Genomic DNA, 14,414 nt, shown 5'->3' on the forward strand with positions numbered 1-14,414 from the left:
GCGGGCGCAACCCATGAAAGTCGCCTTATTCGTCCCGTGCTACGTCGACCAATTTTACCCCCAGGTGGCCATTGCCTCGTTGCAGCTATTGGCCAAGCTGGGGGTGGCGGCGGCTTTTCCCAAGCAGCAAACCTGCTGCGGGCAGCCCATGGCCAACAGCGGCTGCGAGCAGGATGCCAAGCCGGTCTATCACCATTTCGTGGATACGTTCCGGGACTACGACTATGTGGTGGGGCCCGCCGGCAGCTGCGTCTACCACGTGCGCCAGCACTTCGACATCATCGACCAAACCCCCGCCGTGCAACACGTGCGCACGGCTACGGTAGAGCTGTTCGACTTCATCACCCAGGTGCTGGGCATTACGGAGCTGCCGGGCGCCTACCCCCACCGGGTGGGCTTGCACCTAAGCTGCCACGGCCAGCGGGGCCTACACCAGGCCAACGAATCGGAAATGACACCCGTGCGCGACGGCCGCCTGCGTCGGCTCCTCGCGGGCTTGGAAGGGCTGGCGCTAACCGAGCTGGACCGCAACGACGAGTGCTGCGGCTTTGGCGGCACTTTTTGCGTGTCGGAAGCGGCCATCTCCGCGCGCATGGGCCAGGACCGCCTGGCCGACCACGTGCGCAACGGCACCCGCGTCTTGACCGGGGGCGACATGTCGTGCCTGATGCACCTGGAAGGCCTCGTGCGCCGGCGCCAACTCCCCATGCGGGTGCTACACGCCGCTGAAATCTTTAACGGGGCCCTAGCCTGAATTATGAGCCAAGCCCCAAACCACGCCGACCGTTCCGAACGGTTCCTACTCGACGAAGAGCGTACCACCTGGCACGACGAAACGCTGTGGTTTATTCGCCAGAAGCGCGACCGAGCAGTGTACGCCACGCCTGAATTTCAGGAATTACGAGAGCTGGCCTCCCAAATCAAGGACCACACCCTGAGCCGGTTGGCTGAGTACCTCGAGCAATTCGAAGCGAGGGCCCTGGCCAACGGCGTGCATGTGCACTGGGCCGCCGACGCCGAGGAGCACAACCGCATCGTGCTCGACATTGTGCGGCAGGCCAGAGCCACGCGGGTGGTCAAAAGCAAGTCCATGCTCACGGAAGAGTGCCACCTCAACCCGCACCTGCTAGCCCACGGCGTGGAAGTGATTGACTCCGACCTGGGTGAGCGCATCATCCAGTTGCGCGACGAGGCCCCTAGCCATGTGGTGCTGCCCGCCATCCACCTCAAAAAAGAAGACGTGGGCGAAACCTTCTGGCAGCACCTGGGCACTGAGAAGGGCCTCACCGATCCGCAGCAGCTCACCGAGGCTGCCCGCCAGCACCTGCGCGCGAAGTTCCTGGCCGCCGAGGTGGCCATTTCTGGCGTAAACTTCGCAGTAGCCGAAACCGGGTCGGTGGTGGTGTGCACCAACGAGGGCAACGCCGACCTGGCCATTGGCCTGGCCCGCGTGCACATTGCCTGCATGGGGATGGAAAAGCTCGTTCCACGCCTCTCCGACTTGGCCGTGTTCACGCGCCTTTTAACCCGCAGCGCGACCGGCCAGCCCATCACCACCTACACCTCGCACTTCACCCGGCCGCTGCCAGGCCGGGAGTTGCACGTGGTCATCGTCGACAACGGCCGCAGCCAGCAGCTGGGGCGGCCCGACTTCCGGGCCTCGCTCAAGTGCATCCGTTGCGGGGCCTGTATGAACACCTGCCCAGTGTACCGGCGCAGCGGCGGCCACAGCTATGACTTCACCATCCCGGGGCCCATCGGAGCCATTCTCTCGCCCAACATCGACATGCGCAAGCACGCCTCGCTGCCGTTTGCCAGCACGCTCTGCGGCTCGTGCACCGACGTGTGCCCGGTGAAGATTGACATCCACACCCAGCTCTACAAGTGGCGGCAGGTGCTGGGCGCGGCCGGCGAGATTCCGGCCAGCAAGAAGTGGAGCATGAAGCTGCTGAGCCGCGTCCTCGCGCGGCCCGGGTTGTTCGCCGCCGGCGGCTCGTTTGCCCGGTTCGGGCTGCGTTTCGTGCCCCACGCCCTGAGCCACGCCCCGGGCTACAACCCCTGGGCCATTGCCCGCGAGCTGCCCGCGCCCCCCCAGCAAAGCTTCCGCGCGTGGTACGCCCAGCAGCGCCCTAACCAGGCATGAGCATGCCTTCCCGAGAAAAAATGCTGGCCGCCGTCCGGGCCAGCCAGCCCGCTGCCACTCCCCTGCCAGTAGTGCCAGCGTTCACCGGGCTGGCTTCGGTGGCACGTTTCACTGCGGCACTGACTGGCATTAGCGGGCGAGTTGTCGTGCTCGAGGGCTGGCACGCGCTGGCCGCGGCGGTAAGCCAGCTGTTCCCAGCCGATTACCGCTTGGCTTCGGCCATCTTGCCCGCCACGGTGGCGGTAGCCAGTAATACGCCCATCGACCGCTTGGCCCCCATCGACCTAGCCGTATTGCGCGCTGAATTCGGGGTGGCCGAGAATGGGACCGTGTGGCTGCCCGAAGCCCATATGCTGCACCGGGCCCTGCCCACCGTCACGCAGCACCTGGTGCTGGTGCTCGACCAGCGCAACATCGTGGCCACCATGCACCAAGCCTACGCTCAGCTGCCTGACGTGGGCGGCTACGGCGTGTTCCTAGCCGGGCCCTCCAAAACGGCTGATATTGAGCAGTCGCTGGTTATTGGTGCTCACGGGGCTCGTAGCCTCACGGTGCTGCTACACTAGAGCGGTTTCGGAGTCAGTGGCTAGTAGCGCGAACTTTGTAGTTCGTGTCGCTGCCCGGCCATCGCCCGGACGAAGCGAGCGACGCGAACTACAAAGTTCGCGCTACTGCCCGTTGCGCTGTACACTAACCTGGAAACTGCTCTAGGTTGTACGGACAATTATCTTTGCGTTGGTGAGCAATCTGGACGAAATCAGTGACCGTGCGTGGGCCGCTTTGGCGCCTCACTTATCAGGTAAAGCCGGCGATGTGGGCCGGACAGGTGTCGATAACCGGCTCTTTCTCAACGCAGTATTTTGGGTGGCGCGCCACGGCTGCGCCTGGCGCACACTGCCGGCTCGCTTTGGCAAGCACGACACGCTGCGCAAGCGCAGCCGGCGCTGGGCCCAAAAGGGAATCTGGCAACGCTTGTTCGAGGCGGTGCAGGCGCCCGATTTGGACGGGGTGCTGCTCGCCTCGGCCGTGGTGCGGGCGCACGCCCAAGCGGCCGGCAGCCGAAAAAAAGCCGCGTCGGCGACGAAGCCCGCGGCCGGAGTCACGGCGGGCTGACGACCCAGATTCACGCCGTAGTCGATGCGCTGGGCAACCCGCTGCGCGTGGTGCTCGGGCCCGGCCAGCACGCCGATGGCCGGCGCGTGACCGACCTGCTCGCGGCCGCGGAAGGGGCCGGCAACGTGCTGGCCGACAAAGCCTACGACACAGCCGCCGTTTTGGCCCAGGTGGCCGCCCTGGGTGCCCAGGCCGTGATTCCCAGCAAAAAAAACCGCCTCGTTCAACGGGTGATTGACCGAAATCTGTACCGGGACCGCAACAAAGTCGAACGCTTTTTCAGGCGCCTTAAGCAGTTTCGCCGGCGGGCCACGCGCTACGATAAAACGGCCAGCCGCTTTTTGGGAATGATCCATTTTGTCTCCGCCTTGTTGTGGCTGCGCTAATCGTCCGTACAACCTAGTCAACCGGCTGGTTCACCTGTTCTTTATCAAGTACGCCGGCACCACCTACGAACCCCTACCCGTGGACCAGTTGCTGGAGCACGGCGACGTGCTGCCCCTGGCGGGGGGGCCTGGAAGTCATCTATACGCCCGGCCACAGCGCGGGCCATATCTGCCTGCTCCTGCGGCAAGCCGGCGTGCTGGTGGCCGGCGACCTCTGCTCGAACGTGGCGGGGCTCACCTACAGTACCCTCAACGAGGACCGGGCCTTGGCCCAGCAGAGCATTCTGCGCGCGGCGGAGTACCCGTTCCAGCGCGCGGTGTTTGGCCACGGCGACGCCCTACCCGCGCCAGCGGCCCAGCACTTGAAAGACCCGTTTGCCAACGCTTAGGGTGGGGCCCTGACCAAAACAGGTAACGGCCCTAACGGCATTGCCTGTGGGTAGCGACTCGGGGCGAGCCGGGCGGGGGTAACTCACTGGTTTGACCGGCGCTATGCGGCTCAGGCAAACCCCGAGCTTACCAGTGCGCTCGGCGCAGCTTTTCCGGATCTAGTACGCGAATATGCTTGGGGGTCAGCTCAATTAGGCCATTTTGGTTGAACTCGCTCAGGGTGCGAATCAGGGATTCGGGGGCGGTGCCGACTAGGGCGGCCATGTCGTCGCGCAGGAGCTGGATGGTGGCGGCCGGGTCGGCGGCGGTGGGCTCGTAGAGGCGCAGCAGCATGTCGGCCACCCGGCGGCGGATGCTGTTGTAGGCCATCGCGAGTAGCTGCTGCTCGCGCTCGCGCACGCGGCCCGCCAGCAGGTGGATGAACTGCTGGCCCACGGCCGGGTTGCGCAGCAGCAGCTGCGAAAAATCGTCCTGCGGAATGTAGACCAGCTCTGAGTCGTCGACGGCCACGGCCGAGTCGGGGTGCGGGGTGTGGCCTAGGAGGGCTAGGTAGCCGAAGAACTCGCCGGGGCCGTAAAAACCGGTAATCAGCTCCTTGCCGGCTTCGGTGGTTTTCACGGTTTTGATGCGGCCGGTTTGCACGAAATACACCCGCGTGGCCTCGTCGCCTTCGAGGTACACGTCCTGCTTGCGGCGCACGGGGTGGGCGCGGCGGTCGGCCGAGAGGCTGGCCAGCTGGCCCACGGCGCGGGCATCGTCCAGAAACTCGTTTAGGCCCCCGGCTTGCAAGTCGTAGTCGGGCTTGAGGTGCTGGAAGCGGGCAAGCCGGCCACTGATGGCGCTCAGCAACTCGTTCTCGCTGAAGGGCTTGGTGAGGTAGTCGTCGGCGCCCAGCTCCATGCCACGGCGCTGGTCAGTGCGCTCGGTTTTGGCGGTGAGGAAGATAAAAGGCACGCCCGCCAGCTGGGGGTTTTGGTTGAAGATGTGTAGCACACCGTAGCCGTCGAGCACGGGCATCATGATGTCGCAGATAACTAAATCGGGCTTTTGGGCCAGGGCGCTTTCCACGCCGAGCTTGCCGTTTTCGGCGGTGCGCACGGTGTAGCCAGTCAGGCCGAGCAGTTCGGCCGTGTTTTCCCGGATAAAGACGTCGTCCTCAATCAGCAGAATCGTTTTCATAAGGAATGGTGACGGTGACGGTGGTGCCCTGGCCCAGGGCGCTGCGCAGGGCAATGGTGCCCCCCATCAGCTCGAGGTACTTGGCGATGATGTAGAGGCCCAGGCCGGTGCCGGGCACGGTGCTGACGTTGCGGGCCCGAAAAAACCGCTCAAATAGGTGCGTCTGGTCTTCCGGGGAAATGCCCACGCCCTGGTCTTCAATGCTCATTATTAATTGATTATCCTGGCAAGTAGCCCTTACCGTCACCACCGAGTTGTCGCCCGAATACTTGAGGGCATTGGAGAGCAGGTTGACCAGGATTTTGCGCAGCAGCGACGAATCGAGCCGAAACGGGGCGGGGCAATCGACCAGCCGCACAATGGTTTGGCCGGGCTTGCGCAGGCTCTGCACGTCGGCCAGGGTTTCGGTGAGCAGCGTGGCTAGGTCGAGGGTGGTGGGCCGCGCCTCCATCGTGCCTTCCTCAATGCGGCCCACCGAGAGGAACTCTTCCAAGATGGCGTTCAGGTGGTTCACGGAAGCTTCGATGCGCACTAGGTGGCGCACGCGCTGGGTTTGCTGGTCGGCGCCGGCGTACTTGCCGATGAGCGTAGCCGAGGTGAGCACGGCCGTGAGCGGGGTGCGAAACTCGTGCGAGGCCATGCTCACGAAGCGTGATTTTAATTCGCCCAGCTCCTGCTCGGCGGCCAGGGCTTTGGCCAGCTCCTGGCCGCGCTTTTCGAGCTGCGCCAGGGTGCTGAGCAGAGCGTGGGTGCGGTCGGCCACCTTCTGCTCCAGCTCGGCGTTGAGGCGGGCCACGTGCTGGTGCTGGGTGATGAGCTCCTGCTCAGCGGCCTGCTTTAGGCTGGTATCGAGGATGTAAGCCACCACGTACAGCTCCTCGTCGAGGTAGAAGTAGCTCAGGCTGACTTCGACCGGAAACACGGAGCCGTCCTGGCGCTTGCCCAGCAGGGCGCGGTGGGCCCCCATGCTGCGCACCTGCGGGTGTTGGTTGAAGTAGTCGCGCAGTTGCTCGTGGCGGCGCCCGGCGGCGTCGGGCACCAGCGCCTCGATGCGCTGGCCCAGCAGCGCGGGCTGCGGATAGCCAAAGAGCTGCCCCGCCAACTCATTGGCCGACACCATAATACCAGCCTTGTCGCAGACGATAATGCCGATGGTGGCATTGGTGAATACGGCCTCGAAGCGCCGCACGCTGTGGGCCAGGGCGCGCTCGGCGCGTTGTAGGGGGCTTTGCTCGGTGAGGCACACGAGCAACGCGGCCCGGCCCGCGGCCTCAAAGTGCGTGAGCCGCAAATAGGCCAAAAACGGCTCGCCGGTGTGGCGGCGGATGGTGGCTTCCAGCTCGTGGTGGCCTTCGCGCCGGGTGAGCGCGCACAGGGCCGTCCACTCGTTGGTCGTCCAGGGGGGAGTGCGCAGCGAGTGGTCGGGGTCGGCTAGGAAATCGGCTTCCGAGGCGTAGGCCAGCAGCTGCACGGCCCGGGGGTTTACCTGCGTAAACCACCCTAGGTCAATATCATAGATGCCCACAAACTCCTGCGAGTGGGTGTAGAGCAGGTCGGAGAGGATGGTGGTGTAGGCAGCGGCAAGCATGGGCGGGGTAGTGGCCGGCTAGGGCAGGATTCCCGGTAAAGGTCGGCCTTTTGGGGGTTGTAAAACCTGATAAAAATCAGGTAGCTGGGCCGCGCTACGTCATGCCGGGCGGCGGGTGGGTCCCGATACTTTTGCAGCTTCCCTACTAGGCATTCCGCTGGGCGCTGGCCCAAATAGCCTTTGGTCGTCATGCTCATCTGGTGTCCGCTTGTCGAAGCATCACTACCGCTTCATCAGGGCCGTTCAATGAAGCGGTAGTGATGCTTCGACAAGCGGACACCAGATGAGCATGACAACGCGCCCTCCTACGCTCCTACCCCCACGCCCTCCTACCCTAATTCTCCGTGTCCGTCACCACTTTACTTGCCGAAACCGGCACCATCACCCGGTTTGCGGGGCGGTTTTTCCGGGAGGGGTTTCGGCCGCGCTACGAGTGGCAGGAGCTGCTTTACCAGTGCTATGCCGTTGGCTACCAGTCGCTGCCGCTGGTGGGCATCACGGGCTTCATCATGGGGCTGGTGCTCACGCTGCGGCTGCGGCCCACCATGGTGCAGTTCGGGGCCGAGTCCTGGATTCCGGTCATGGTGGGGCTCACTATTATTCAGGAGCTGAGCCCCATCATCACGGGGCTGATGGTGGCCGGCAAGGTGGGCTCCAGCATCGGGGCCGAGCTCAGCTCGATGCGCGTGACCGAGCAGATTGACGCCATGGACGTGTCGGGTACCAACCCGTTTAAGTATTTGGTGGTCACGCGGGTGCTGGCCACCACGCTCATGGTGCCGGTGCTCACGCTGCTCTCCGACGCCATCGGGCTGTTTTCAGCTTACGTGGGCGTCAATATGCAGGGCTCTACTTCTTTGATGCTGTTTGTCAACCACATTCTGGGCCGCCTCACCTACGGCCAGGTGCTGCCGGCGGTGGCCAAAACCTTCTTTTTTGGCTTCGCCATCGGCCTCATCAGCTGCTACAAGGGCTACTACGCCAGCAACGACACGGCCGGCGTGGGCCGCGCCGCCAACTCAGCGGTGGTGGCCGGCTCGCTGGCCGTTTTTCTGCTCGACCTGGTGGCCGTGCTGGTGAGCACCGCGCTGGGGCTTATCTGATGGTGAAACCCATGCTCCCTACCCCCGCCCCGGCCGCTGCGGCGCCCCTACCCGCCCCCACCGAGGCCGTGCTCACGGTGGCCGGCGTCAGCCTGACTTTCGGCGACAACCACGTGCTGCAAGACTTTTCGCTGACCCTCAACCGGGGCCAGAACATCGTGGTGCTGGGCAAGTCGGGAGCAGGCAAGTCGGTGCTTATCAAGTGCATCATTGGCCTGCTGAAGCCCGACGCGGGCACCATCACGGTGCTGGGCCAGGACGTGGGGGCCCTCGACCACGCCGGCCTCGACCGGCTGCGCACCAAGCTGGGCTTCCTTTTCCAGAGCAACGCCCTCTACGACTCCATGACGGTGCGCGAAAACCTGCTCTTTCCGCTGCGCCGCCAGTGGCTGGCCCATACCCCGACCCAGGAAAACGAGCTGGTGCAGCAGGCCCTCACCGACGTGGGCCTGGCCGACACGGCCGCGCTGTTGCCCGCCGCCCTGTCGGGGGGCATGCGCAAGCGCATCGCACTGGCCCGCACGCTCATCCTGCGGCCCGACATCATCCTCTACGACGAGCCCACCACCGGCCTCGACCCCATCACGGGCCGCGAAATCGACCACCTCATCCGGGCCGTGCAGGCCAAATACAACACCTCGGCCCTCATCATCTCGCACGACTTGGCCTGCGTGCGCCTCACCGCCGACCGCGTGGTCCTGCTCGCCGAGGGCCGCTGCTACGCCGAAGGCACCTACGCCGAGCTGAGCGCCAACGAGGACCCCAGGGTGCACGACTTTTTCATTTAAAGGCTCCGGTCCGCCGGCGCGAGCAGGCCGACCGGTTGTCGTTGCTGATGTTATTCAGCCCGCGCCAGGAAAAGCGCTTGCGCAGTTAAGGCAGACCGATTGAATCTGCTTAACAACGTTAGCAACGACAACCAGTCGGCCGGCTCGCGTCGGCGGACCGGGGCCGAACAACCTCGTATTCATTTTCCTACCCCCCTCTTCATGTCCCAAAATTCTCCTGGTAATACCGTGCGCCTGGGCCTGTTTACGGTGCTAGGCGTGGGGTTTCTGCTGGGGCTGCTCTACCTGATGGGCCGCCAGCAAAACCTGTTTGGCCGCAGCCTGGTGGTGCGGGCCGATTTTCGCAACGTGTCGGGCCTGCTCACCGGCAACAGCGTGCGGCTGGGCGGCATCGCGGTGGGCAATGTCAAAGCCATTGATTTGCTGAACGATAGCACCGTGCGCGTATCCATGAGCCTGAGTACAGATGCCCAGGGCTTCGTGCGCCAAAACGCGGTGGCCGCCATCGGCACCGACGGGCTGGTGGGCAACACCATTATCAACCTCACGGCCCAGGCCGCGCCCGCCCCGCCCGTGCAATCGGGCGACGTGCTGCGCACCAAGACCCCGCTGGCCCTCGATGCCATGCTCGGCACCCTCGACATCTCCAACAAGAACCTGGTGGCCATTACCCGCAGCCTGCGTCAGATGACGGCCAAGCTCGACACCAGCGCCCTCTGGCAGCTCCTGAATGACCAGCAGCTGCCCGCCCACGTGCGCCAAAGCCTGGGCCACGTGGCCGCTGCCAGCGCCCAGCTGCAGCGCGCCGCTACCGATGCCGCGCAGCTCACGCAAGGCGTGCGCCAGGGCCGGGGCCCCCTGGGGTACTTGCTGACCGACAAGGCCTTGCCCGCGCAGCTGGGGCACGCCGGCCGGCAACTGGCCAGCACCACCGACACGCTGGCCGCTACCGTGGCCGGCCTGCGGCACCAGCTGCTGGCCGGTCGGGGCCCCGCCCACACGCTGCTGGCCGACACCACCGCCGCCCGCCAGGTGCGCCAAAGCCTGCGCAGCGTGCAGCAAAGCACCCAAAAACTCGACCAAAGCATGACGGCCCTGCAACACAACTTCTTGCTGCGCGGCTATTTTAAGAAGCAGGCCAAGCAAAAAGCCCGCGCCGCCGCCGACTCGGTGGCCCACCCAGGGCCCCCGCGGCCCGGCAGCTAGGCCGGCGGGCAAGGGCCCCGGGCCAAGTAGCCTGATATATGTCAACTACTTAGGCGGCGAATTGCATGTCGGAGCCGGGCGGCCCTGGCCTAGTTTTGCCTTTGCTCGTATTTCATGCCCCTACCCCCCTTCCGCCATGCCCTTTCTCCCCTCCGCGCCCGCCCTGCCCGCCGATGCCGATGCCGCGGTGCTGCTGGTGCTGCTGCCGCCGGTGGGTACGGCGCACCCGTGCGGGCGGCCACGCTGGCTGCCCTGCTTGCCTTGCAGCAGCAGTTGGGCAGCGCGGTGCAAGTGCTGTCGGTAGATGAGGCTACCCACCCAGCGGTGGTGCGCAGCTTCCACGCGGCCGACTTGCCGGCCTTCGTGCTGGTGCGCCGGGGCGTGGAACTGTGGCGCCAGCAGGGCCTGCCCGAGGACGAAGCTATTGCGGCGCAGCTGCTGGCCCGGCTCGCCCTACCCCCCGCCAGTTAGGCTAGTTGCCGGGGCTAGCTGGACTTTAATCTGGTTAAAATGGATTGGTTATCAACCCTTACGGCGTAGCTTCACTGACCGGAAGCGCTGCCTTGGCCCGGCAGGGTGCCGCCCGCGGCGGGCTTTTCTTCACTCCTTGCCATCATGGGCCTGTACCACCTCTTCTACCAAAGCCAGGCACGACAGCCCTTCGATGCGGCGGCGCTGACGGCCCTGCTGCACCAGTCCCGCGCCTACAACCGCGCGCATCACCTCTCGGGTCTGCTGCTGCACACGCCCGACGGCCGGTTTTTCCAGATTCTGGAGGGCGAGGAAACCGTAGTGCGGGCGCTCTACTACGACCGCATCGTGGCCGACCCGCGCCACCACCGCTGCCGCCTGCTCGGGGCCGGCCCCTGCCCCGAGCGCAGCTTTGCCGACTGGAACATGGGCTTCCGCGTGGCCAATGCCGCGGAGCTGCACGCGCTGCTAGCCGTAGGGTCCCCTGCCGACTTGGTACTGTTTGCCCCGCAGCCCCGCGTGCGCCCCGAACTGTTGGCGCTGCTGCTGGATTTTGTGGCTGACCACGAGACGGCAAACGGGTAGGAAATTATTCACCAATAATTTGCATTCATTCTACATTCTCTTACGAAGTAGTTAAGTAGTCGAGAGAAAAGAAAAAGCGTCCCGAAAAGCCAGCCGCCGCCTCACAGCAGATAAAACCCTTCGGGGGCGAGCGGCGCGGGCACGGCGGTTTCGAGCAGCAGCTGGCGCAGGTTGATTTCGACGGTGCGGGCCAGGGCCGTGACCGGCGTATCGGTGGGCTGGTTGCTGAAGGGGTCTTGCAGCTGGCGGGCGGTGCGTTCGAGCAGGAAAAAGGTGGAGGCGGTGGTCAGCAGCACCGGAATTTCCCACAGCCCGATGGTTTGCACCAGCCCCAGCGAGAGCGTGAGCAGAAACAGGTAGATGAAAAAATGCACCAGCCGCCGGTAGCTGGCCGGAAACACGGTGCTCTTGAGGCGCTCGGCCTGGCCCAGCGCGTCGCAGAGGCGCGCCAGCGTGGCATCGAGCTGCACCTGCTGGAAGGCATTGAGGGCCCTCTGCGCGTAGAGCTGCTTGAGCTGCGCCGTGTGCAGGGCCAATAGTGCCAGGGGCTGGTTGGCCTGGGCCTGGGCGTAGGCCAGCTCGGCGGGGGGTAGGAACTTGGTGAGGGTGGCGGTGCTGTCGAGGCCCCGCAGGGTTTCGCCCAGGCAGTAGCACCAGGCTATTTGGCGGTGGGCCAGCGCGCGCAGCGGCCTCGGGGCGGCCGATAGAACAGCATCGGGCACGAAGCCGCTGGCCTGGAGCACCAACGTGCGCGAGTCGTTGACGATGGCCCCCCACACCTTGCGGGCCTCCCACCAGCGCTCGTACGACTGGTTAGTTTTGAAAGCCAGCAGCAGCGAAATCAGGCTTCCCAGAATGGTGGGCAGCTGCAACGGCACGGGCGGCAAAAAGACCCCAATCGACAGCTTAAGCAGGTGGAAGAAGCTGGAAATCAGCAGCACCCGCACCAAGTCGGGGCGGATGCCTCGGAAGAGATAGGACGCAGGGAGCTTGGTATCAAGCAGCATAACGGCAGGGGGCGCGTGGCCTACGGGACTAGCAGCATCTGGCGGGCAGCGGCTTCCGAGCTAAAGCCCATAAGCTGGCCATTACCGTTGACCCGCGCCAGCACCAGCTCGGTGGCGAGGTGCCCAAAAAAGTCTTCGGCAAATACTACGGCGTGGCGCAGCAGACCCGCCTGGTGGGCGCGCGGGTACCAGTCAGTGGCCACCCAGGTGGCCAGCTCGTCCCACATCAGGTGCGATTGGCGGCGGTCGTCGAGCAGCCGATGGCAGTGCTGGGCCGGCAGCACCGTCAGTATTTGCTCATAGCCGGCCTGGGTCGAGGCCAGCGTTTGGGCCGGTCCCCAGCGGGCGTGCAGCAGGTCGTCTACCGCGTCGTAGTCGAGCACAAGCGTGGGAGATTCGGCTAAAAGGCGGTGGCGCATGGCATAAACAGAAAGTACCTCTGACTTTGAGGACACTAAAGAAGGCTAGGGCTGTCCGAAGTGGTAAGATATTCTGGGGACTGATTGGGATTTGGGCGAGCCCAAAGCTACCGGGATAGCTCGCCCCAAAACCTGACATAAATCAGGCAAATCCGGAACTTTTACCAGCATAAGCGCGGGCTTCACAGCGGTACTTGCCAGCTATTTCTGGGCGCGTACTACGCCCGCTTTTTTCTTATTTTCCCATGCAGCGTTTCGCGGTATTCGGGCTGGCCGGGCTGCTGGCCCTAGGGTCAAACGCGGCGGCCCTGGCCCAGCAAGTGCCCTCGCCCTACCACACCCAGTTTGCCATGGACGCATCCCTCACGCTGGGACTGGCCGGCCTGAGCGCCACGGGCTTGTACTTGGTACAGCACAAGCGCGTGGCCCCGGCCACCGAGCTGGCGGCGCTGGACCGCGCCCGCGTGCCCGCCCTCGACCGGTTTTCGGCCGGTACCTACAGCGTCCGCGCCCAGGCTACCAGCGACGCGCTCTGCTACGGCACCCTAGCGCTGGTACCCGCCTTGCTGGCCTTCGACGCGCCGGTGCACGGCCGCTACGGCCAGGTAGCGGGCCTCTACCTGGAGACTATGGCCACCACAGCGGCCTTGTTCACGCTCACCGTCGGCACTGTGTACCGCTACCGGCCCTACCTCTACGGGACTGAGGGCGGCGGCCTGCGCGGCGGGGCCGTGGCGGCCGACTCGTTTTTTGGCGGGCACGTGGCCCATACGGCCACGGCCACGTTTTTTGCGGCCCAGGTTTTTCACGATTTCAACCCCGGCTCGCGGGCGCAGCCCTACGTGTGGGGCGCGGCAGCGGCCGTGCCGGCGGTGGTGGCCTACTTCCGCATCCGGGCCGGCAAGCACTTCCTCTCTGACAACCTGGTGGGCTACGCCGTGGGGGCCACGGTGGGCGTGCTGGTGCCCCGCCTGCACCGCACGGCGGCCGGCTACGACGGCGCGGCCCTCCCCCCGCAACACTTCGCCGATGCGCTCATCGGCTGCGCGGTAGGCGCTACGGCGGGGGTAGCGGTGCTGCATTTCTATAAGAAGCTGCACGGCACCGGCTTGTCCCTCACCCCCATACAGGGCCTGAACGTGAACGGCTACGCCTATGGCGGCGTGCGCCTGACGCGGCCACTCTAGTGGGGTACCTTGGCAAGGGTCGAACTTGTTAGGGCAGCCACTTGACTTGGATAAGGCTGATTCGGCTACCCCGTTTTTCCTTTTCACCAACCAACTGGCTCCTCTTCAACGACGGCTAGTCAGCCGGCTAACGCTGACCAATCGGGTTGAAGTTAAGCACAATCAACCCGCACCTTGAGCGCGCGCATCGCGCGTGGCCACTGGGCTGGGGGACCTTTGAGGCCGCCAGCCCGGTGGCCCGGCCGCCGCTTCTGGCGCGGCGGGCAGTAGCACCCCGCGCCGGCGCTTTTTACCGGTGCTCCCCGCCAGCCCTTCTACATGAAATATCCCTTTCGGGCAATCAGCCTTTCTTACCACAAAACGCCCCTAGCGGTGCGGGAACTGCTAGCCCTGGATGAAACGGCGTGTGGCCAGCTGCTGCACGCGCTGCACCACGACCTGGACCTGAATAACCTACTGGTAATCAGCACCTGTAACCGCACCGAGGTGTATTACAGCGCCGCCGCCAACCAAGAACTAGCCATTGTGCAGGCCCTAGGGCGGGTGGCGGGCGTGGCCGATGTGCAGGAATATCAAGCCTGTTTCACGGCGTTTGATGCGGCGGGGGCCGCGGCGCAACACTTGTTTGAGGTAGCCCTGGGGCTGGATGCGCAGGTGGTGGGCGACCCCCAAATCGGCAACCAGGTGAAGCGGGCGTACCAGCGCTCGGCCGCGGCCGACGTGGCGGGGCCGTATCTACACCGCTTGCTACACGCCGTGTTTGCGGCCCACAAGCGCGTGCACCAGGAAACGGCCTTCCGCGACGGGGCCGCTTCCACCTCGTCGGCCACGCTGGAGCTGGTGGCCGAG

15 protein-coding genes and 1 pseudogene are annotated in these 14,414 nt (G+C 65.0%); 12 read left to right on the plus strand and 4 right to left on the minus strand.

The annotated features are described in order from the left end of the window. The first annotated feature begins 13 nt into the window (after positions 1-13). The 5 genes and pseudogenes from BEN49_RS18995 to BEN49_RS19015 all read left to right on the plus strand — a co-directional run bounded on the left by BEN49_RS18995 (position 14) and on the right by BEN49_RS19015 (position 4,031). Positions 14-754, plus strand: a complete 741-nt coding sequence (locus tag BEN49_RS18995) for a heterodisulfide reductase-related iron-sulfur binding cluster (RefSeq protein ID WP_070746017.1) — start codon at positions 14-16, stop codon at positions 752-754. Between the two features lie 3 nt (positions 755-757). After that, on the plus strand, positions 758-2,143 hold the full coding sequence (locus BEN49_RS19000) for a lactate utilization protein B (RefSeq protein ID WP_070746018.1): 1,386 nt from the start codon (positions 758-760) through the stop codon (positions 2,141-2,143). 20 nt (positions 2,144-2,163) lie between these two features. Next, positions 2,164-2,709: a LutC/YkgG family protein gene (locus BEN49_RS19005; RefSeq protein ID WP_158023012.1), complete on the plus strand. Its 546-nt coding sequence runs from the start codon at positions 2,164-2,166 to the stop codon at positions 2,707-2,709. 202 nt (positions 2,710-2,911) lie between these two features. After that, positions 2,912-3,639 (plus strand): annotated as a pseudogene (locus BEN49_RS25940) (transposase); the annotation flags it as partial. Positions 3,640-3,770: 131 nt separating this feature from the next. Then, positions 3,771-4,031, plus strand: coding sequence for an MBL fold metallo-hydrolase (locus BEN49_RS19015; RefSeq protein ID WP_369073222.1), 261 nt, complete (start codon positions 3,771-3,773; stop codon positions 4,029-4,031). Between the two features lie 127 nt (positions 4,032-4,158). On the opposite strand, the gene BEN49_RS19020 is transcribed toward BEN49_RS19015, so the two are convergent. Together BEN49_RS19020 and BEN49_RS19025 are read right to left on the minus strand one after the other, a co-directional pair. Beyond that, positions 4,159-5,211 carry a response regulator gene (locus BEN49_RS19020; RefSeq protein WP_070746020.1) on the minus strand — a complete coding sequence of 351 codons (1,053 nt, stop codon included), beginning with the start codon at positions 5,209-5,211 and terminating at the stop codon, positions 4,159-4,161. Further along, positions 5,189-6,799 carry a sensor histidine kinase gene (locus BEN49_RS19025; RefSeq protein WP_070746021.1) on the minus strand — a complete coding sequence of 537 codons (1,611 nt, stop codon included), beginning with the start codon at positions 6,797-6,799 and terminating at the stop codon, positions 5,189-5,191. Before BEN49_RS19025 ends, BEN49_RS19020 begins: the two co-directional genes overlap by 23 nt. 344 nt (positions 6,800-7,143) lie before the next feature. Between BEN49_RS19025 and BEN49_RS19030 the strand changes: the two genes are divergently transcribed. The 5 genes from BEN49_RS19030 (at position 7,144) to BEN49_RS19050 (ending at position 10,952) form a co-directional block, all read left to right on the plus strand. After that, on the plus strand, positions 7,144-7,902 hold the full coding sequence (locus BEN49_RS19030; RefSeq protein ID WP_070746022.1) for an MlaE family ABC transporter permease: 759 nt from the start codon (positions 7,144-7,146) through the stop codon (positions 7,900-7,902). 11 nt (positions 7,903-7,913) lie between these two features. Then, positions 7,914-8,690: an ABC transporter ATP-binding protein gene (locus BEN49_RS19035; protein WP_070746031.1), complete on the plus strand. Its 777-nt coding sequence runs from the start codon at positions 7,914-7,916 to the stop codon at positions 8,688-8,690. Between the two features lie 201 nt (positions 8,691-8,891). Further along, entirely contained in the window at positions 8,892-9,896 is a 1,005-nt protein-coding gene (locus BEN49_RS19040; RefSeq protein ID WP_070746023.1) for an MlaD family protein, read from the plus strand. A gap of 114 nt (positions 9,897-10,010) precedes the next feature. Then, the gene (locus BEN49_RS19045) at positions 10,011-10,367 is read left to right on the plus strand and encodes a hypothetical protein (protein ID WP_125917029.1); all 357 of its coding nucleotides are present in this window, start codon (positions 10,011-10,013) and stop codon (positions 10,365-10,367) included. A gap of 144 nt (positions 10,368-10,511) precedes the next feature. Beyond that, on the plus strand, positions 10,512-10,952 hold the full coding sequence (locus BEN49_RS19050; protein ID WP_070746025.1) for a BLUF domain-containing protein: 441 nt from the start codon (positions 10,512-10,514) through the stop codon (positions 10,950-10,952). A gap of 101 nt (positions 10,953-11,053) precedes the next feature. Here BEN49_RS19050 and BEN49_RS19055 read toward each other — a convergent pair whose 3' ends face one another. Both BEN49_RS19055 and BEN49_RS19060 read right to left on the minus strand, forming a co-directional pair. Next, positions 11,054-11,959, minus strand: a complete 906-nt coding sequence (locus BEN49_RS19055; RefSeq protein ID WP_070746026.1) for a bestrophin family protein — start codon at positions 11,957-11,959, stop codon at positions 11,054-11,056. 20 nt (positions 11,960-11,979) lie between these two features. Further along, positions 11,980-12,378 carry a hypothetical protein gene (locus BEN49_RS19060; RefSeq protein ID WP_070746027.1) on the minus strand — a complete coding sequence of 133 codons (399 nt, stop codon included), beginning with the start codon at positions 12,376-12,378 and terminating at the stop codon, positions 11,980-11,982. 245 nt (positions 12,379-12,623) lie between these two features. Here BEN49_RS19060 and BEN49_RS19065 point away from each other — a divergent pair, with 245 nt between their 5' ends. Beyond that, positions 12,624-13,565 (plus strand): phosphatase PAP2 family protein, encoded by a 942-nt coding sequence (locus tag BEN49_RS19065; RefSeq protein WP_070746028.1) that lies wholly within the window; start codon positions 12,624-12,626, stop codon positions 13,563-13,565. Positions 13,566-13,883: 318 nt separating this feature from the next. After that, positions 13,884-14,414 (plus strand): glutamyl-tRNA reductase (locus BEN49_RS19070; RefSeq protein WP_498366037.1); only part of this gene is annotated, 531 nt, incomplete at its 3' end.

Source organism: Hymenobacter coccineus (assembly GCF_001816125.1).
In the GTDB taxonomy this organism is placed as follows: Bacteria; Bacteroidota; Bacteroidia; order Cytophagales; family Hymenobacteraceae; genus Hymenobacter; species Hymenobacter coccineus.